The organism is Paenibacillus sp. FSL K6-1318, assembly GCF_037976905.1.
In the GTDB taxonomy this organism is placed as follows: Bacteria; Bacillota; Bacilli; order Paenibacillales; family Paenibacillaceae; genus Paenibacillus; species Paenibacillus amylolyticus_A.
This window is the reverse complement of the sequence record NZ_CP150270.1, coordinates 297,952-317,647: the sequence shown is the minus strand read 5'-3', so window position 1 is coordinate 317,647 and position 19,696 is coordinate 297,952. Positions and strand designations below refer to the sequence as shown.

8 protein-coding genes, 17 tRNA genes and 3 rRNA genes are annotated in these 19,696 nt (G+C 49.8%); all 28 read right to left on the bottom strand.

Translation table 11 applies throughout. The features are described 5' to 3' along the window. Positions 1–23 precede the first annotated feature (23 nt). On the bottom strand, positions 24–1,889 hold the full coding sequence (iolD, locus tag NYE45_RS01485; RefSeq protein ID WP_340015289.1) for a 3D-(3,5/4)-trihydroxycyclohexane-1,2-dione acylhydrolase (decyclizing): 1,866 nt from the start codon (positions 1,887–1,889) through the stop codon (positions 24–26). A 394-nt stretch (positions 1,890–2,283) separates the two neighbouring features. Beyond that, a tRNA-Gly gene (locus NYE45_RS01480) sits at positions 2,284–2,354 on the bottom strand. Positions 2,355–2,364: 10 nt separating this feature from the next. After that, positions 2,365–2,438: transfer RNA gene (locus tag NYE45_RS01475), tRNA-Pro, on the bottom strand. A 7-nt stretch (positions 2,439–2,445) separates the two neighbouring features. Next, positions 2,446–2,524, bottom strand: a tRNA-Leu gene (locus NYE45_RS01470). A 17-nt stretch (positions 2,525–2,541) separates the two neighbouring features. Then, positions 2,542–2,618 (bottom strand) — tRNA-Arg (locus NYE45_RS01465). 7 nt (positions 2,619–2,625) lie between these two features. Continuing rightward, a tRNA-Gly gene (locus tag NYE45_RS01460) sits at positions 2,626–2,700 on the bottom strand. 10 nt (positions 2,701–2,710) lie between these two features. Further along, positions 2,711–2,791, bottom strand: a tRNA-Leu gene (locus NYE45_RS01455). Positions 2,792–2,797: 6 nt separating this feature from the next. Beyond that, a tRNA-Lys gene (locus NYE45_RS01450) sits at positions 2,798–2,873 on the bottom strand. Between the two features lie 10 nt (positions 2,874–2,883). Then, positions 2,884–2,969 (bottom strand) — tRNA-Tyr (locus NYE45_RS01445). A gap of 9 nt (positions 2,970–2,978) precedes the next feature. Continuing rightward, positions 2,979–3,054, bottom strand: a tRNA-Thr gene (locus tag NYE45_RS01440). A gap of 20 nt (positions 3,055–3,074) precedes the next feature. Continuing rightward, positions 3,075–3,150 (bottom strand) — tRNA-Phe (locus tag NYE45_RS01435). Between the two features lie 17 nt (positions 3,151–3,167). After that, a tRNA-Asp gene (locus NYE45_RS01430) sits at positions 3,168–3,245 on the bottom strand. Positions 3,246–3,270: 25 nt separating this feature from the next. After that, a tRNA-Met gene (locus NYE45_RS01425) sits at positions 3,271–3,344 on the bottom strand. A gap of 20 nt (positions 3,345–3,364) precedes the next feature. After that, a tRNA-Val gene (locus tag NYE45_RS01420) sits at positions 3,365–3,440 on the bottom strand. A 6-nt stretch (positions 3,441–3,446) separates the two neighbouring features. Next, positions 3,447–3,518 (bottom strand) — tRNA-Glu (locus NYE45_RS01415). A 4-nt stretch (positions 3,519–3,522) separates the two neighbouring features. Then, a tRNA-Asn gene (locus tag NYE45_RS01410) sits at positions 3,523–3,598 on the bottom strand. A 1-nt stretch (position 3,599) separates the two neighbouring features. Next, positions 3,600–3,675: transfer RNA gene (locus NYE45_RS01405), tRNA-Ala, on the bottom strand. A 35-nt stretch (positions 3,676–3,710) separates the two neighbouring features. Next, positions 3,711–3,784: transfer RNA gene (locus NYE45_RS01400), tRNA-Ile, on the bottom strand. A gap of 59 nt (positions 3,785–3,843) precedes the next feature. Then, positions 3,844–3,960 (bottom strand): 5S ribosomal RNA (rrf, locus tag NYE45_RS01395). A gap of 137 nt (positions 3,961–4,097) precedes the next feature. Further along, positions 4,098–7,026: ribosomal RNA gene (locus tag NYE45_RS01390) — 23S ribosomal RNA — on the bottom strand. Between the two features lie 368 nt (positions 7,027–7,394). Next, positions 7,395–8,947 (bottom strand): 16S ribosomal RNA (locus NYE45_RS01385). Together the 16S, 23S and 5S rRNA genes with 17 tRNA genes alongside form the textbook arrangement of a ribosomal RNA operon. A gap of 619 nt (positions 8,948–9,566) precedes the next feature. Further along, complete coding sequence (locus NYE45_RS01380) at positions 9,567–10,112, bottom strand: GNAT family N-acetyltransferase (protein WP_340015288.1); 546 nt, start codon at positions 10,110–10,112, stop codon at positions 9,567–9,569. Positions 10,113–10,164: 52 nt separating this feature from the next. Further along, a complete protein-coding gene (locus NYE45_RS01375; RefSeq protein ID WP_340015287.1) occupies positions 10,165–11,763 on the bottom strand; it encodes a response regulator in 1,599 nt (532 codons plus the stop codon). Positions 11,764–11,771: 8 nt separating this feature from the next. Further along, entirely contained in the window at positions 11,772–13,649 is a 1,878-nt protein-coding gene (locus tag NYE45_RS01370; protein WP_340015286.1) for a sensor histidine kinase, read from the bottom strand. Between the two features lie 67 nt (positions 13,650–13,716). Further along, positions 13,717–14,565 (bottom strand): carbohydrate ABC transporter permease, encoded by an 849-nt coding sequence (locus tag NYE45_RS01365; protein WP_076333531.1) that lies wholly within the window; start codon positions 14,563–14,565, stop codon positions 13,717–13,719. After that, positions 14,562–15,512, bottom strand: coding sequence for a sugar ABC transporter permease (locus tag NYE45_RS01360; protein WP_340015285.1), 951 nt, complete (start codon positions 15,510–15,512; stop codon positions 14,562–14,564). Before NYE45_RS01360 ends, NYE45_RS01365 begins: the two co-directional genes overlap by 4 nt. Positions 15,513–15,560: 48 nt before the next feature. Further along, entirely contained in the window at positions 15,561–16,901 is a 1,341-nt protein-coding gene (locus NYE45_RS01355) for an ABC transporter substrate-binding protein (protein ID WP_340015284.1), read from the bottom strand. Between the two features lie 241 nt (positions 16,902–17,142). Next, positions 17,143–19,386 carry a glycoside hydrolase family 88 protein gene (locus tag NYE45_RS01350; protein WP_340015283.1) on the bottom strand — a complete coding sequence of 748 codons (2,244 nt, stop codon included), beginning with the start codon at positions 19,384–19,386 and terminating at the stop codon, positions 17,143–17,145. Positions 19,387–19,696: the final 310 nt, after the last annotated feature.

Sequence of the window (19,696 nt, the reverse complement as noted above, 5' to 3'; positions counted from 1 at the left end):
GGAATGCAGTGCTCAAAATCAGATTAAATAGGTCTTGCTTTGGCACGGTTGGCTTGCATCGTATGATGAGCACGAACTACCTTTTCCTCGGCAGATACTTCTGGTACACCTACATTCCACCATGACTCGTATCCACCTGCATTGGTCCCAGGCACAACCGGAATCTCAATCAACGTACTCACCGTTTCATTCTTCGCATCTCGGAGTGCCTGTTCCAGCTGTTCTGCTGTCTCCGCTCTATAGGATTTGGCTCCCATGCTTCGGGCGTGGGCTGCAAAGTCCATTGGCATGTAGTCCCCGGTCAATCGTCCGCTTTCTGATTCCCGATAACGGAACTCATTGCCGAACCCATCACTACCATGTTCCCGCTGCAAATTATGAATACACTGGAATCCATTGTTATTAAATAATAAAATAGTCATCTTCTTCTGTTCCTGCAAACTGGTCACAAACTCCGAATGTAGCATCAGATAACTGCCATCCCCTACCATCGCGTACACTTCACGATCCGGCTCGGCAAGTGCTGCTCCGAACGCTCCACTTACCTCGTACCCCATACAGGAGAATCCATACTCCATGTGATACGTCTTTGGTTCAGCCGCACGCCACAAACGATGCAGATCGCCTGGCAGACTGCCTGCCGCACACACAATGACGGAGGATGGATCAATCGTCCGGTTAACCACGCCGACTGCTGTGGTCTGCGCGAGTCCAGCTTCATGTTGTGCTGCATACAGCCGATCCACTTCTGCATTCCACTCAACTCGGAGGTCAGCGACTTCGGATGCGCCATATGCACTGCGGTATTGTCTTTGCTGCAATTCCTTTTGTAAAGCCTGCAACCCTTCACGTGCATCGGCCAGAATGGCTTCTCCGCCTAACTTGGCGGCATCCATGCTGTTCAAGTTGATGTTGATGAATGAAGCTTCTGGATGTTGAAAAGCAGAGCGGGACGCCGTCGTGAAATCCGAGAACCGGGTACCGACGCCGATCACCACATCCGCTTCTCTCGCCAGCCTGTTGGCTGCTAGAGAACCTGTAACCCCGATTGCCCCCACATTCAGTGGGTGGTCCCAAGAGACTGCGCTTTTACCCGCCTGCGTCTCGGCGATCGGAATACCAAATGCTTCGGCGAACTCCACTAATTGAACGGACGCCTCAGAGTACAATACGCCGCCGCCTGCAACGAGCAGCGGCTTTCTACCGCGAGCAATCTGCTGCGTTGCCCGTTCAATAGCTGCCTGTACCGGCGGGCGACGATCCAGATAATGTACTTTGCGGGCAAAGAACGATTCCGGATAATCGTACGCCTCTGCCTGCACATCCTGTGGCAGTGCGAGTGTTACTGCTCCGGTCTCTGCTGGGTCGGTTAGCACACGCATGGCCTGTGTAGCAGCGATCATCAACTGTTCGGGACGAACAATGCGATCCCAGTATTTACTGACGGCTTTGAATGGATCAGTAGCTGAAATTGTATAGTCACTGCTTACTTCCAGCTGCTGTAGTACCGGGTCCGGTTCCCGTGTAGCAAAGTTATCTCCAGGAAGCAATAAAACCGGAATCCGGTTCACCGTTGCGGTAGCTGCCGCCGTAATCATATTCAAAGCACCAGGTCCAATGGATGTTGTACATGCATAGATCTGTCTGCGGTTCTTCTGCTTGGCATAGGCTGCTGCCGTATGCACCATACCTTGTTCGTTCTTCCCTTGCATATACGTCAGGCTTCCGGGACTACGCTCCAGCGCTTCTCCAATGCCTGTTACGTTGCCATGTCCAAAAATACCGATGATCCCCTTCACAAACTTGGTTTCCACCCCGTCAACCGAGATATATTGCTGATCCAGGTATCGAAGCAATGCCTGAGCCATCGTCAGTCGAATTGTTATCATGAAATGATCGCCATCCTTTCCTCTACGGGTTAAGCGCTTAATCTAAGTTAAGTTTAAGCGCCTTACCCCTAAAGGTTAAGCGCTTAATTGATATGGTATTACAGGCTGATGATTTACGCAAGCTATTTTTGTAAGCGTTTTTATAAAATGTGATAAAGAAGCTTAGATTTAGTGTTGTAAGATGTGTTGTGTTAGACCTGTTCCATTTGAGAGCTCTCCACAATTACTAAGAGTTATGAGAGAAGGGATCTGTTGTGAGGATGGGATACAACATGCTGGTACATGCCAGCGAACCATATATTCTGTGATCTTCGTATACTACATTCACCAATATATCTATGAATGCAAAAAAAGAAAGAGATGGTACTCACCATCTCTTTCTTTTCAATATTTAAGCGGGTGATGGGAATCGAACCCACGCTATTAGCTTGGAAGGCTAAAGTTCTACCATTGAACTACACCCGCATAACAACAATCGGGATGACACGATTTGAACATGCGACCCCCTGGTCCCAAACCAGGTGCTCTACCAAGCTGAGCTACATCCCGTTATCTATACCGGCGAGAGGACTCGAACCTCCACGGTTTCCCACTCGATTTTGAGTCGAGCGCGTCTGCCATTCCGCCACGCCGGCAAAATATGAAGTTATAATGGCGCGCCCTGAGAGATTCGAACTCCCGGCCTTTTGATTCGTAGTCAAACGCTCTATCCAGCTGAGCTAAGGGCGCAAAATATTGGAGCGGAAGACGGGAATCGAACCCGCGACCCTCGCCTTGGCAAGGCGATGCTCTACCGCTGAGCCACTTCCGCAAATAAGGGATGCGCGTGGAGGGACTTGAACCCCCACGTCAAAGACGCTAGATCCTAAGTCTAGTGCGTCTGCCAATTCCGCCACACGCGCATATAATGGTGAGTCATGAAGGGCTCGAACCTTCGACACCCTGATTAAAAGTCAGGTGCTCTACCAACTGAGCTAATGACTCATAGAAAAACTGGTGGAGGATGATGGATTCGAACCACCGAACCCGTACGGGAGCAGATTTACAGTCTGATGCGTTTGGCCGCTTCGCTAATCCTCCAGAATTACATGGTGCCGGCGAGAGGACTTGAACCCCCAACCTACTGATTACAAGTCAGTTGCTCTACCAGTTGAGCTACACCGGCATATTACATGGTGTTATAAATGGTGGCTCGGGACGGAATCGAACCGCCGACACGAGGATTTTCAGTCCTCTGCTCTACCGACTGAGCTACCGAGCCTTACTTAATTAAAAAAATGGCGGAACCGACGGGATTCGAACCCGCGATCTCCTGCGTGACAGGCAGGCATGTTAGGCCAACTACACCACGGTTCCATAGTACTTTCTCAAGGAAAGTTAATTGCGGGGGCAGGATTTGAACCTGCGGCCTTCGGGTTATGAGCCCGACGAGCTACCGGGCTGCTCCACCCCGCGTCGTTATAAAAGTTGTTATATGGTGGAGGCTGAGGGGATCGAACCCCCGACCCTCTGCTTGTAAGGCAGATGCTCTCCCAGCTGAGCTAAGCCTCCATATTATGACCCGTAGGGGATTCGAACCCCTGTTACCTCCGTGAAAGGGAGGTGTCTTAACCCCTTGACCAACGGGCCTTACTGGCTCCCCGAACAGGGCTCGAACCTGTGACAACTCGATTAACAGTCGAGTGCTCTACCAACTGAGCTATCAGGGAATGGTGGAGCCAAGCGGGATCGAACCGCTGACCTCCTGCTTGCAAGGCAGGCGCTCTCCCAGCTGAGCTATGGCCCCATACACTGGTATATTTCATTGTTGTGGTCTTGCTATGGGCCCTGGTGGACTCGAACCACCGGCCTCACCCTTATCAGAGGTGCGCTCTAACCAACTGAGCTAAGGGCCCTAATATATATCCCTTATTCCTTGGCAAGGGGGGCAAAAAAAATACCCCAAAGGGAAATCGCTTGGCGGCGTCCTACTCTCCCAGGACCCTGCGGTCCAAGTACCATCGGCGCTAGAGGGCTTAACGGTCGTGTTCGGGATGGGTACGTGTGGAACCCCTCCGCCATCGCCACCAAACGAGCATTTGTGTAACAAATGCGTTCGCGTTCCATTCGGTCCGACACGACTGTGTGGATGAATGGTTCAGCGCATATTCAGAGATCATTCTCTGAAAACTAGATTCGAAACGAAACACGCGAATTATCACTTGCATATTGGATAAGCCCTCGACCGATTAGTACTGGTCAGCTCCATGCATTGCTGCACTTCCACCCCCAGCCTATCTACCTCGTCGTCTTCAAGGGGTCTTACATACTGGGAAATCTCATCTTGAGGGGGGCTTCACGCTTAGATGCTTTCAGCGTTTATCCCGTCCGTACATAGCTACCCAGCGGTGCTCCTGGCGGAACAACTGGTACACCAGCGGTACGTCCATCCCGGTCCTCTCGTACTAAGGACAGCTCCTCTCAAATTTCCTACGCCCACGACAGATAGGGACCGAACTGTCTCACGACGTTCTGAACCCAGCTCGCGTACCGCTTTAATGGGCGAACAGCCCAACCCTTGGGACCTACTTCAGCCCCAGGATGCGATGAGCCGACATCGAGGTGCCAAACCTCCCCGTCGATGTGGACTCTTGGGGGAGATAAGCCTGTTATCCCCAGGGTAGCTTTTATCCGTTGAGCGATGGCCCTTCCATGCGGTACCACCGGATCACTAAGCCCGACTTTCGTCCCTGCTCGACTTGTAGGTCTCGCAGTCAAGCTCCCTTATGCCTTTGCACTCTTCGAATGATTTCCAACCATTCTGAGGGAACCTTTGGGCGCCTCCGTTACTCTTTAGGAGGCGACCGCCCCAGTCAAACTGCCCACCTGACACTGTCCCCGCACCGGATTACGGTACCAGGTTAGAACCTAGATACGATCAGGGTGGTATCCCAACGTTGCCTCCATGGAAGCTTGCGCTCCCACTTCAAAGGCTCCCACCTATCCTGTACAGATCGTACCCAAATTCAATATCAAGCTGCAGTAAAGCTCCATGGGGTCTTTCCGTCTTGTCGCGGGTAACCTGCATCTTCACAGGTATTAAAATTTCACCGGATCTCTCGTTGAGACAGCGCCCAAGTCGTTACGCCATTCGTGCGGGTCAGAATTTACCTGACAAGGAATTTCGCTACCTTAGGACCGTTATAGTTACGGCCGCCGTTTACTGGGGCTTCGGTTCACAGCTTCGGGATTGCTCCCTAACCACTCCCCTTAACCTTCCAGCACCGGGCAGGCGTCAGCCCGTATACTTCGCCTTACGGCTTCGCACAGACCTGTGTTTTTGCTAAACAGTCGCTTGGGCCTTTTCACTGCGGCCCCCTCGTGCTATTCACACTACCGGGGCACCCCTTCTCCCGAAGTTACGGGGTCATTTTGCCGAGTTCCTTAACGAGAGTTCTTCCGCGCGCCTTAGAATACTCTTCTCGCCTACCTGTGTCGGTTTGCGGTACGGGCACCATCACCTGGCTAGAGGCTTTTCTTGGCAGTGTGAGATCATGACCTTCGCTACTGTAATTTTCACTCCCCATCACAGCTCAGCCTTAATGATGTGCGGATTTGCCTACACATCAGCCTTACTGCTTGGACAGACATCCATCAGTCTGCGTCACTACCCTACTGCGTCCCCCCATTGCTCATAACGGCTTACGGTGGTACAGGAATTTCGACCTGTTGTCCTTCGACTACGCCTTTCGGCCTCGCCTTAGGTCCCGACTTACCCTGAGCGGACGAGCCTTCCTCAGGAACCCTTAGGCTTTCGGCGGATCAGATTCTCACTGATCTTTTCGTTACTCATACCGGCATTCTCACTTGTATAATGTCCAGCGCTCCTTACGGTACACCTTCAACCCTTATACAACGCTCCCCTACCCCTGATGCAAAGCATCAAGCCATAGCTTCGGTGGTGTGTTTAGCCCCGTTACATTTTCGGCGCAGAGTCACTCGACCAGTGAGCTATTACGCACTCTTTCAATGGTGGCTGCTTCTAAGCCAACATCCTGGTTGTCTGTGCAACTCCACATCCTTTCCCACTTAACACACACTTGGGGACCTTAGCTGATGGTCTGGGCTGTTTCCCTTTTGACAATGGATCTTAGCACTCACTGTCTGACTCCCGGAAGTAAGTCTATGGCATTCGGAGTTTGACTGAGCTTGGTAACCCTTGCGGGCCCCGCACCCAATCAGTGCTCTACCTCCACGACTCTGTTTTCCGAGGCTAGCCCTAAAGCTATTTCGGGGAGAACCAGCTATCTCCGAGTTCGATTGGAATTTCTCCGCTACCCCCACCTCATCCCCGCATTTTTCAACATGCGTGGGTTCGGGCCTCCAGTGCGTGTTACCGCACCTTCACCCTGGACAGGGGTAGATCACCCGGTTTCGGGTCTACGTCCACGTACTAATTCGCCCTATTCAGACTCGCTTTCGCTGCGGCTCCGGCTCTTCACCTTAACCTTGCACGGGAACGTAACTCGCCGGTTCATTCTACAAAAGGCACGCCATCACCCCTAAAACGGGCTCTGACTTTTTGTAAGCACACGGTTTCAGGTTCTATTTCACTCCCCTTCCGGGGTGCTTTTCACCTTTCCCTCACGGTACTGCTTCACTATCGGTCGCTAGGAAGTATTTAGCCTTGGCAGATGGTCCTGCCGGATTCATACGGGGTTTCACGTGCCCCGCACTACTCGGGATCCGTCTCGGAGGGAACAGACTTTCAACTACAGGGCTTTTACCTTCTTTGGCGGGCCTTTCCAGACCTCTTCGCTTAACCGGTTCCTTTGTAACTCCATGTGAGACGTCCCACAACCCCAAAGAGCAAGCTCTCTGGTTTGGGCTTCTCCGCGTTCGCTCGCCGCTACTGACGGAATCACTATTGTTTTCTCTTCCTCAGGGTACTTAGATGTTTCAGTTCCCCTGGTATGCCTCTACATAACCTATGTATTCAGTTATGAGTAACTGGAAATTACCCCAGCTGGGTTTCCCCATTCGGACACCCCCGGATCAAAGCTTGCTTACAGCTCCCCGAGGCAGTTTCGTTGTTCGCCACGTCCTTCATCGGCTCCTAGCGCCTAGGCATCCTCCGTGTGCTCTTAGTAGCTTAACCATTTTGTTCCGGTTTCGGTCGCTCGCTTCCCTTGGTTTGGACTACGTCCAAATCCAAAAGTCGCTCTCACCCGATACCATCACAAAAGCAATTTAACTACCTTTATACACTTGACTTGTTTGCACAAGTTCAGCTTAAAGGAATGTTCTAATTCGCGTTTGTTTCGTTTCGATATCTAGTTTTCAAAGAACAAGCTCCATGCAAAAGCAAGCTGTTTGAGAGTTTGAGCTCTCAAAACCGAACAACGAGTGAGTGTTGTGCTCTTCATTTCATCCACACCGAAGTGATGAACCAAAATGAATCGCTATTGCAGGTTCTGAGAACCTGCTTATTTGAATGTTTCCGTTGCAGGAAACGATTCTCCATAGAAAGGAGGTGATCCAGCCGCACCTTCCGATACGGCTACCTTGTTACGACTTCACCCCAATCATCTATCCCACCTTCGGCGGCTGGCTCCTTGCGGTTACCCCACCGACTTCGGGTGTTATAAACTCTCGTGGTGTGACGGGCGGTGTGTACAAGACCCGGGAACGTATTCACCGCGGCATGCTGATCCGCGATTACTAGCAATTCCGACTTCATGCAGGCGAGTTGCAGCCTGCAATCCGAACTGAGACCGGCTTTGTTGGGATTGGCTCCATCTCGCGATTTCGCAGCCCGTTGTACCGGCCATTGTAGTACGTGTGTAGCCCAGGTCATAAGGGGCATGATGATTTGACGTCATCCCCACCTTCCTCCGGTTTGTCACCGGCAGTCTATCTAGAGTGCCCATCCGAAATGCTGGCAACTAAATATAAGGGTTGCGCTCGTTGCGGGACTTAACCCAACATCTCACGACACGAGCTGACGACAACCATGCACCACCTGTCTCCTCTGTCCCGAAGGAAAGATACATCTCTGTACCGATCAGAGGGATGTCAAGACCTGGTAAGGTTCTTCGCGTTGCTTCGAATTAAACCACATACTCCACTGCTTGTGCGGGTCCCCGTCAATTCCTTTGAGTTTCAGTCTTGCGACCGTACTCCCCAGGCGGAGTGCTTAATGTGTTAACTTCGGCACCAAGGGTATCGAAACCCCTAACACCTAGCACTCATCGTTTACGGCGTGGACTACCAGGGTATCTAATCCTGTTTGCTCCCCACGCTTTCGCGCCTCAGCGTCAGTTACAGCCCAGAGAGTCGCCTTCGCCACTGGTGTTCCTCCACATATCTACGCATTTCACCGCTACACGTGGAATTCCACTCTCCTCTTCTGCACTCAAGTCACCCAGTTTCCAGTGCGATCCGGGGTTGAGCCCCGGGATTAAACACCAGACTTAAATGACCGCCTGCGCGCGCTTTACGCCCAATAATTCCGGACAACGCTTGCCCCCTACGTATTACCGCGGCTGCTGGCACGTAGTTAGCCGGGGCTTTCTTCTCAGGTACCGTCACCTTGAGAGCAGTTACTCTCCCAAGCGTTCTTCCCTGGCAACAGAGCTTTACGATCCGAAAACCTTCATCACTCACGCGGCATTGCTCCGTCAGGCTTTCGCCCATTGCGGAAGATTCCCTACTGCTGCCTCCCGTAGGAGTCTGGGCCGTGTCTCAGTCCCAGTGTGGCCGATCACCCTCTCAGGTCGGCTACGCATCGTCGCCTTGGTGAGCCGTTACCTCACCAACTAGCTAATGCGCCGCAGGCCCATCCCCAAGTGACAGATTGCTCCGTCTTTCCAGTTCTCTTCAGGCGAAGAAAACAACTATTCGGTATTAGCTACCGTTTCCGGTAGTTGTCCCAAACTTGAGGGCAGGTTGCCTACGTGTTACTCACCCGTCCGCCGCTAAGTATCAAGGAAGCAAGCTTCCTATCAACTCCGCTCGACTTGCATGTATTAGGCATGCCGCCAGCGTTCGTCCTGAGCCAGGATCAAACTCTCCAATAAAGTATTGAAAAGAGCGATAAGCTCATTTTGAATCTGACGAGATTAAAAATCTCTTTTTTTGCTTCAAAATCATACAGTCCGAAGACTTGTACCAATTTCTCAGCGTCGATCTTGCAAGCAAGATCATTACTCACTCGTTGTTCAGTTTTCAAAGATCAAACTTATTTCGTTACCGATCGTCGTTCCCCTCAGCAACTTTTATATCATAACACTTCCGAACCAACTTAGCAAGCTCTTTTTTTAAGTTTCTTTCGAAGCTTATTTATTTTGCTCTCGGCACTAAGTTTCTCGTGTTTTTTTGGCCGGAAATAGAATATACCATATGCACGATATAATTACTACTTGTAAAATATCCCATCAACGAAATTCTCATATGCTCGATTAAATCTCTTTTCAAACTAATCTTCTCGATGGCAATATCATCTTACTATACCCTACATACACTCACCAGTCTATTCTGCCTCTATATAGGTTACGAACAGAACCGATCAACATTATTACATTCTATATAATAAGAAAGACAATATCATATTGGGAACAATGCTTTTAGATATCGACTATTGTAATTGACTCGCTCTTCTGTGAGCTTGATAAGTTTTGGTCATCACTTCTTTACTTGTTACGCTTTGAACCTGCCCATCACTATCGTGTCGTAATACTGCCCATCTACATGCCTACGTTCCCTTTTCAAAACACCTTCAATCCCGAAGCCACTCTTTTGATATAGCTCGATTGCCTTTTCATTGGATGCCAGTACATTCAACGTCATCTTCTCCACACCAGTCTGGTCTGCCCATTCCATCGACTGCTCCAACAAGTTCTTGCCAATCCCATGTCCCCAGAACTCTCTGGCTACACACACGCCGAACTCAACCTTATGGCTAAATCGCTTCAACTCTGTGCCTTCACATCGGGAGTATCCCACAATCTCGCCCGCTACTATAGCAACGAGGAACAGATTACGCGACTTCTCGGTGTCCAACTGGATGATACGCCTAAAGCCGGCTGGGTCGATATACCCCTCGCCCTCTTCAAGGTCCATGTTCTCGGTTTCTCCGTCCAGTTGTACACGAAGTGAAGACAGGGCCTCGGCATCCTTTTCTTCTGCTGATCTAATCGAGTAAGATACCCTTTTAACGTAATATTCCTGTTGTTCGATAATCATAAGAACCATTCCGCCTATTCCAATGTAATTATATTCTGTACTCTCTACTGCTCTACCCCACCTCAGACGGACTCTTGCCTGTAAGCATCTTAAACACCTGGCTGAAATACGTCGCGTTACGGAACCCCGTCATCTCGCTCACCTCATATACCATGTAATGTCCCGAATGCAACAGTTCCAACGCTCTCTGAATCCGGTACCCGTTCAAATAACTCACGAAATTCTCACCGGTCACCCTTTTGAACAGTTGACTCAGATACTTCGGATGTACGAACAGCCCCTTGGCTATCGCTTCAAAACTAATCTCTTCGGCGTAATGAAGCTCTACATACTGTTTTACCTGCTCGATAAGTTTATTGCTTTTCTTCTCGCCCATCTCCTTACGTATCTGTTCCAGCCAGTCGCAGATAAAACGATCCATCCAATTTACCAGATCATGCAGAGCATACTTCGATTGAATTTCACGCAAAAAATCACTCATCGCTAGCGGTGGCGCTAACATAGGATGAAGTCGGTTCCAGCTATGCATCAACGTGTCAAACAGACTGACGGCCACAACCTGTACATCCTGTATCCCAACACATTTCCCCTCTTTCAGCAAAAGGCAAATATGATGCCATACCTCTTCCGCCAGGTCAGGTCGAATATCCGCCCAAGCCTCATTCCATTGACGAAGCATTAACGAATAATCGGTCACACTTGGTTCTGTATCCTCTGACGCTTCATAGTGGTAGATACGACTTCCACCTTGAAACTCTGCTGTTTCCACCGCTTCCCTGCTCTCCAGATAAGAATCTATCACCTCACATGGGTGACTTTTGGCTTTTCCTATTCCAGCACTTACTTCGATTTTCAAATACGTAAAGATCTGATCCATCATCCTTTCCACGAGTGGCAGGATATCCTCAAGCTGATCCTTATCCTCTTTATCTCCTAATAGAAGCAACACAAATACCTGATCCGAATAATCAACAATCTCTACCTGACCATTCATGCGCGCCGCCTGCTCCTTCACCGTCTCCTGAATAATATCAGCCGCCCCATAGCGGAGAAGCTGCCAGTCCCGTTCTTTCATCCGTGTCAAAAATACGGGGCGATTCAGTTGCAGACTAATGGCGCGTGTCTGGGAGGACATGTGAATGCCTATATAGTCCATGCGTTCTTTAGGCAGCTCCTCCGGCCGATATCGCGTAGTCAGCAGTTCGTGAAGGAATTGTTTGCGCAAATACGGAAGCACTCGTCCAACCTCCTGCTTGTACGTCCGCTCCAGCCGCTCATGTCGCTCTCGCACATCTTGTTCCAGCAGCACCTCCCGCAGCACAGACTCAATCTCCTCAACCTCTGCCGGCTTCAGCAAAAAGTGATTCACACCCCAGCGCATGGCTGCCCGGGCGTTCTCGAATTCGTCATATCCACTAAGGATGATGATCGGCAGATGAGGATGATCACGCCTCAACGTCTGCGTAATCTCAAGCCCGGTCATCCCTGGGAGATAGACGTCAGTCATAACAACATCGGGATGCATGCGGTGAAAAAGATCAAGCGCATCCAGGCCATTCGAAGCAGTGCCTGCAATGCTGAGGCCTAGGGAAGGCCAATCGATATGTTCGCTTAATGCCTTTACAATATGAGGGTCGTCATCAACAAGCATAATGGTCTTCATCCTTTTTCACCGTCCAGCCACAGATTTAATTGCTCGTCGCTCTCAATGCGCGGCAGTGTAATAGTCACTTCCACGCCACCTGACTCTCTATTGCTCAGTTGAACGCCATATCGCTTCCCGCAATAGAGCTGAATTCGCTGATGGACATTCCGTACACCGATGCCACACGTCTCTTCGAGTTTCCACCCCTCCGGCAACCCCCGCCCATTATCCGTGATACGAATGACGATATCCTCATGCGTGCCAACCTCTTCGTACATATGCACCTGAATTCGAAGTGTGCCTTCTTGGGGATGTCCGTGCATAACGGCATTTTCGATGAAGGGCTGCAAAATGATCTTGGGAATGTAACAACCGCGAATGCGCGGATCGATCTGCTCCTGATATTGAATGGAGAAAGGTAGTCGCTCCGACTGTATGTTGACGTAACACCGGGCATGCTCCAACTCATCCCGAACCCGGATAAACAATCTTCCCCCACTCAGTCCGATCCGTAACAGCTTACTGAGCTGTACAATCATGCGACTGATATCCTTGGCTTCGTAATCGAGCGCGCGCCAGTGAATCATGTCGAGGGTGTTGTATAGAAAATGGGGTTTGATCTGGGCCTCAAGCAAGCCCGTCTGGGCTTCCCGCTTAGCACGGCTCTCATCCTTCACCTGTTCCATCAGCGTCGTGAGCTGTGATGCCATGTGATTGAAGCCATACGCCAAATGGGCATATTCCTCTGTGAATGACAGTTGTACCCGAGTATCGAAATCCCCTTTCTCCAATTGTCTCATCCGTTTGATCAGTTGGCGCAGAGGACGAATAATCCGCCGCACGAACATATATGCGAGTATTGCCGAGCATAACAACCCCAACACTGCAATGCCAAGGATCTGCCACCCTGCGTGTCTGACAGGGGATAACAGCATATGAACAGGAATAGTCTGCACCAGACGCCACTGAAGCATGGCTGGCCTGGAGTACAGCACCAATTGTGCACCTCCGGATTGTCCGGAAACTACTTCGTATCCGTCTGCACCTGGTTGGACATGTTCCTGAATCCATGCACTATCTATAATAGAAGAAGATGAATTTACGGTCTCACCCGTTTCTTGAATTGCACTCGCTTCATTTCTTCTATCTGCTCGTTCCTGTTCACCCATTACATCACCTTCAAAAGCATTATCGGGCTGCACATTATCTCCTGCTGGATCAACTCTCCCCATCTGCATGACGACATTACCAGCCGTATCTACCAACAGGACTTTTCCATCAAGAACCATGGGTACATCGGCAAACCTTCGTACGATGTCTGTGCGACTCAGTCGAATGAGCACATAGGCTACCGTACCCCCTCGGCTGTCAAAGATTCGCTGGGCGTACCCGATTAATGATTGACCAGATTCATTCTCGCGCAAAGGTACCCATGCTGCATCTGCTTGCTCCAGTGCATCGAACCAGGAGTCGTCGGAAATCGTGTCTACCGGGAAGATGCGATCAGGCATGGTAACAGCTACACCGTTAAATGCATCCGTGTACAACTCTATAGAAGTAATGCCTTCACTGACGACCAAGGTATGATCCAGGATTCGAGAAACCTCTCTCCGTTGATGAATCTGCGAAAGTCTTCCGGTCTCCATCGTTTCGAGCATACTGGACAGTTCCCGATTGCTTGCCAGAGCATAGGCCGTTCCGGTTACCCCTGTGATGAAATCAAATCCCCGACGTGTGCTCTCGTTCAGAAGAGCCAGGCGTGCTTTGCTAATCTCGGCAAAGGTGACCGCTGAGAAAGACTGATATGCCAGCCAGACGACAACCAAGACAAGCAACAGGTTAAACGCAATAAAGCAAGTCACCATCAACGTGGAGAGCTTGCTTTGTTGCAACTTGTGATTAATGAATGAAGACCATCTTCCTTTCCGCATGCGAAAATCAACTCGTTTCGTCTTGGAATTACCCTTTAAGCCCAGAGGTTGCGATTCCTTCCACGAAGTACTTTTGACACACGATAAATACGATAAAACATGGCACCAGCGACAATACCGACATCGCAAACATCGGACCCCAATCGGATTGAGAGCTGGAATCAAGGAACAGGCGTAGACCCAGCGGCACAGTGTATTTGCTAACGTCACTCAAGTAGATCAACTGACTGAAGAAGTCGTCCCATGTCCACAAGAACGTAAAGATCATCGTGGTAACCAGCGCTGGAAAGGCAAGTGGAATGATGATTTTGGTGTATATTTTCACAGGACCGCATCCATCAATAGTGGCCGCTTCATCCAGCTCTTTGGGCAACCCCCGGAAAAACTGTACCATGAGAAAAATGAAGAATGCGTCGGTCGCCAGCCATTTTGGCACGACGAGGGGCAGATACGTATTCACCCACTCCAGGTGATTGAAAAGGATATACTGCGGGATCAGCGTCACATGATGTGGCAGCATGATCGTCATGAGCATCAGACCGAAGCAGATGGCTTTGAAACGAAAATTCAGTCGGGCGAAGGCATACGCCGCCATAGAGCAGGAAATCACATTGCCCAGCACGGCGCCCAGCGACAGGATGACAGAATTGCTGAGGAACCGGGAGAACGGATTACCCTGAATTCCAGACCAGCCATTCATATAATTTTGCCAATTCCATTCCTGCGGCCAGAACCAGGTCTCTGTAAAGATCATATGTCCCGGTTTGAACGAGCTGCCTAGCATCCAGAGAATTGGATAGAGCATGACAAAGGCGATGCCAGAGATCAGCACATGTTTGCCGACGACCCATGCTGTAGAGTTCCGTTGTCCAATCATGATTTTCCACCATCCTCATAGTGCACCCACAGCTTGCTGCTGCGGAATACGAGCAATGTAAATACGCCAATCAGGATGACCAGCACCCAGGCCATCGCGGAAGCATAGCCCATCTGAAAGAATGAGAATCCTTTTTTGTAGAGATACAGAGAGTACATTAAGGTTGAGTTCACCGGCCCGCCGCTACCGTTACTGATGACGAAGGCCTGCGTGAACGATTGAAAGGACGTAATCAGCTGCATGACGAGATTGAAAAAGATAACGGGTGACAGAATCGGCAACGTTATATAGAAGAATCTCCGCAGAGGACCTGCACCATCTACCGCTGAGGCTTCATCATACTCGGGTGGAATCTGCTTCAGGCCTGCCAGGAAAATAATCATCGACGATCCAAACTGCCACACGGATAACAGCACGATGGAGTACAGGGCATACTTCGGATTCGCTACCCAATCGGGCGCTTTAATGCCTACCATGGCAAGAACACTATTGAGTAGCCCGTCCCCACCCAGCATTTTACGCCACAGCATCGCAATCGCCACGCTACCTCCAAGCAATGTCGGGATGTAATACACTGTCCGATAAATACCTAATCCTCGAATCCCTTTGTTGAGCAACATCGCTACAAGCAGCGCGAAAATCAATTTGACCGGTACGGATACAGCGACATACGTGAATGTGACTTTGAGCGACTGAGTGAACAGTTTATCCGATGTAAACATCGTCGTGTAGTTATCCAGACCGACCCAGGAAGGGGCGGCCAGGATACTGTAATCGGTGAACGAAATGTATAACGATACCAACATGGGACCCAAGGTGAGAAATAACAACCCGACAAGCCATGGGGCGAGGAACAGAAGAGCAGCTCCATTATGCGCATATCTCCGTTTGACCTGCCGGACAGCTACACGCTCGATTCGGGCTTGACTGACCTGAGATGTAGTCATTTTCGCAACCTCCCCGCAGAATTAGAAGTCTGATACGATTTCAATGGTTTACTGACTCGATGCAAGTGTAGCCTTGGCTCCTTCAATAAACTGGGCAATGACATCTGGAGTACTGCCTTGACCGAAGGCAATCTGCTCGCTTGCGCTCTTGAAACTCGTGTCCACTTCAGCAAATCCTTGCGGGTATGGTGGGTCAATCTCACTGGAATGTTTCGATACGGTATCGATAAATTGAAAAATGGTTTGCTCCGCTTCCGGCAGCGTTGGCTGCATCTGCTCACGAATGCTTGAGTTAACCGGCACACCACGTTCAGAACCAAGAATAGCGGTTGCTTCTGGATCATTGACCATGAAATCGATGAACATGGCCACTTCCTTTGGATGTTTGGTTTTGCCATAACCGGAGAGGAACTGCCCTGGCTTCAGGTATTCGCCAATTTGCTGCTCGTTAACACCATGCGGAAGCACTTGGATGCCAAGTTTATGATCCTGATTTTTATTCACCTGCTGGAAAGTCAGTAATTGATTGGACCACGCAAAATCCATGGCAGCTGTACCCAGTGAGATCGGGCGTGTCTCCAGCGCATTCGTTGTGGATGCCGTGATCTCCGCTGTGGTCACTCCACCGTTCTCGCGCAGTGCACCCCACATATCGAACCATTGTTGAAGCTCCTCGCTGGTAGCGGTCATCGTGCCTCCATCGAACAATCCTTTCCCGGATTGCCGAATAAACACTTCAAACATGTTCGTTGTACCGGAAATGTCTGCAGATCCATAGAACCCCTCACCTTTGGCTGTGGCAATCTTGGTCGCCATATCCCCAAAATCCTTCCATGTCCAGCTCTCTTGCGGTTCTTCAATACCTAATTCCTGAAATACGGTAGCATCATAGATGACACCTGGTGCGTTAACGCCGAGGGTAATCGCGTACAATTTATCGTCAATTGATCCGGCTGTAATCATACTTTGATCATGATCCTCTGTCCGCAGCTCTTTACTCTCTGCAAACGGAGTCAGGTCAAGCAAGGCGCCACGCCGGGCAAAGTCAGTCAGAAAAGCGTAATCCATCTGGATGATATCCGGTGCATTCGAACCAGCTACCTGTGTAGTCAACTTGTCAAAATAACCGTCCCAACCGGAGTATTCAGGCTTAATGGTGATTCCCGGATGTTTCTCTTCAAACAATTGGATGACTTTGGTCGTCAGATCATGTCTAGTCTGTGATCCCCACCAGGTCATGCGTAGTTCGATCTTACTTGAAGAGTCTCCTTCACCTTCACTTGCTTCACCAGAAGAAGCTGGTGTATCGGTGGCCCCTCCAGAACAGGCTGTAGCGAACAATAACAGGGACAGGCAGAACAGGGTTACCCACTTTTTCGTGATCATCATAAATGAATTTCCTCCCCTTCTTGCATCTATGGAATCGCTTACAAAATCTATTGTATCGGTCCATTGCTGCACATGACATAAACAAAAGTAAGCTTTCCTGTCAAAAAAGTAAGGAGTTGTCGGAATCAAAAACCACCGGGAATGACATTCCCGGCGGTGAAATTCCCTTATCAGATATGATTACGGGGATAGAAGTGTAGTACGTGGAGCAGAAGTTAACGGGTTGGTATGGTTAAGTCTGTCAGGAATGTGTGACGGCAGGTGAAGATACCCTGGACTCAGCTAGATACTCCTTCATTTTGGCTACCTCAGTTCCTGCAAGCATCATAATGCCAATTCCATGATTGTCATTGGTGACGGTACGCAAGTCCTGATCATAATACTCTGCCGTAAACGCATATCTCGATCCGCTGCACACCCCATGCACGTTGCCTTGACGATCAATGGCTTTGCAGATGAGTCCCTTCCAGGCCCGCTGGGCAGCCGTGACGTAAACTTCTGGGTCTTTGAACCAGCCAAAACGTACACCCCGCGCAAAACCATAGGCAAACATCGCCGTGCAGGAGGCTTCTTCATACGTCTGCGGATCATTCAACACCTGATGCCACAACCCGCTTCCCCCTTGAAGAGCCGCGTACCCTTCACACAGTTCGTTGAAAAAATCAATTAAAGCCGGGCGCTCGGGATGCTCCACTGGCAAAGCTTCCAATACCTCCGTCAAGGAAAACAGTGTCCAGCCGTTCCCCCGTCCCCATGGAATCTGCGTTGCTTGTCCGTATTTGAAATCATATACGTGAGACATAATTTTGAACTCAGGAATGAACAGATATTTCCGATACAATAAAAATTGTCTGGCGGCTTCATCCAGTGCGGATGTGTTTCCGGTCACCCGGGCATAACGAACGAGAAACGGCGTGCTCATATAGAGGTCGTCAGCCCACATGGTATTCTCGGCATACTCCCCTACGCATGTGCGATAAAACGCACCATCCTCCTGCCGCTCCAGGCGGGAAAGCATGAAATCCGCAATCCGTTCAGCAATCGGAAGAAACGTCGGTTCATGACACTCTGAATACGCTTCGAGCATAGCTGAGCCAAAAGAACCGCAGTTATCCAGCATTTTCAGCATGACCAATTGTTGATTGACTGCCGGGAAACCATACTGCTCCCGATCCCATAGGGAGTACTCATACATCTGGGTACATGCCTGCACATGTTCAGCCGCATAACGTGTAATGTCCGGTCTCTGCAAATAACGTCCTGTCCGTAGCAGACCATATACGGTGACACCCAATGGATAATCCCAGCGACCATAATTGGTCACACTGCCCACGGTCCATTTGTTGCTTAACATGGCGTTTTCATAATAAGGTCTGATCCAAGCATCTGGTCGATCTAAACGCCAGTACGTCTGTTCTAGCCCCGTTTGGTACACTCGGTCCGTCCGTGCCAGATCCTGCAAATCCGGTTCTACCTCCGATTCAAAAGGTCCAACATATAACCAAGACTCTCCATTAGCACCGTGCACACGCTGAGGAAGTTCAAGTGAAAGCGGCTTACCGGAAACGGTTGCGTTCAAATTAAAATGCCAAGGTCCTGCCGTTTCAGTGCACTCACTCCGGACAAGCAGGTCACTCCGTCCAAAAGAGGCTGGAATATCCACTTCAAATGGACCTGCTTCCTTCACTTGCGCCACGGGTTTGCCGCTAATCCATATACATAGAGAACCGGAAGATTGACCTGACAATCGAACCGGACTCCCGGTCGAATCGGTATTGTTCAGATGGGTCCAAGCATAAGCATGCCGGCCAGGAAGATGCCCGTATATTCTTTCGAGAGCTGACTTGGTTTCATCCTCATCAGACCAGCCTGTCTCAGGCAGCCACTTCAAACTGTAATCTGCTTCTTTTCCCAGCAGGTCCGGTTGTTTACTCGTGGCTGGGTTCGGTTGGGAGAACACCCACCCCGCTTGCCCCTGTCTCTCCTGGAATGGAGCAAATACGTTCAGAATACGCACTTTACCTTCATCTGATCCAAACTGGCAGCCAAAGCCGGCAGGCGTGTTTTTCATTTCCAGCCAAATGGTGTTCCAACCAGGCTTGATATCGATGCTGAGCTTCACCGTTGCATCAGGACTAATCTCATCCATTACCGTAGAGCGGTAGATCAACTGCCCATTGAAATAGAACCGAACAGGACCATAACAGCGGACCAGCACATCCAGATTTCGGTCCTCATCCCCCCAAACCAGTGCAGCTGCGTAGGATATATGGTCTTTGAGTGCATCAGGAAAGCGTTTACCTAAATTCAGATCATAAAGCCCTCTCTCATTTTGCAAAATACCAGACTTTTGGAATACCCGATATACAAAATCAGCCTGCGCATTGGCTCCAATATACCTCTCGGCTAGCACCTTCAACACCTGATCCTGATCTTCTCCAAATCGGTAATACATGCTCTGCGGTTCACTGAAATAGGTCGTCATCGATGGCACACATCCTTCTTCCGTTGAAATAAAGTCTTATATCATTGCATTCATACCATCCACAATGGAGCACTAAACTAACATGCAGTAATAAAGTATAGCGCTTAACCTAGGTGGATAATCCCCTTACCGGGAAATAGATATGTCCCTTGGTTATCTTCAGAACAGCCGAATAATAATCCCAGTATAACTGACATGTTCTGTGGTGGCTATAGAATTTTGTTTACGCTTACAAAATTAATTTAACTTAGTCACCTTGTCTCTCTAAGTTAACAAAATTTAAACAATAGTTTAAAAACGAGAAAACGTT

Bases quoted from the DNA above. Each gene is read 5' to 3' on its own strand.
- NYE45_RS01375 (WP_340015287.1), bottom strand. From the start codon at position 11,763: ATGCTTGTTGATGACGACCCTCATATTGTAAAGGCATTAAGCGAACAT.
- iolD (WP_340015289.1), bottom strand. From the start codon at position 1,889: ATGATAACAATTCGACTGACGATGGCTCAGGCATTGCTTCGATACCTG.
- NYE45_RS01350 (WP_340015283.1), bottom strand. From the start codon at position 19,386: ATGACGACCTATTTCAGTGAACCGCAGAGCATGTATTACCGATTTGGA.
- NYE45_RS01355 (WP_340015284.1), bottom strand. From the start codon at position 16,901: ATGATGATCACGAAAAAGTGGGTAACCCTGTTCTGCCTGTCCCTGTTA.
- NYE45_RS01360 (WP_340015285.1), bottom strand. From the start codon at position 15,512: ATGACTACATCTCAGGTCAGTCAAGCCCGAATCGAGCGTGTAGCTGTC.
- NYE45_RS01380 (WP_340015288.1), bottom strand. From the start codon at position 10,112: ATGATTATCGAACAACAGGAATATTACGTTAAAAGGGTATCTTACTCG.
- NYE45_RS01365 (WP_076333531.1), bottom strand. From the start codon at position 14,565: ATGATTGGACAACGGAACTCTACAGCATGGGTCGTCGGCAAACATGTG.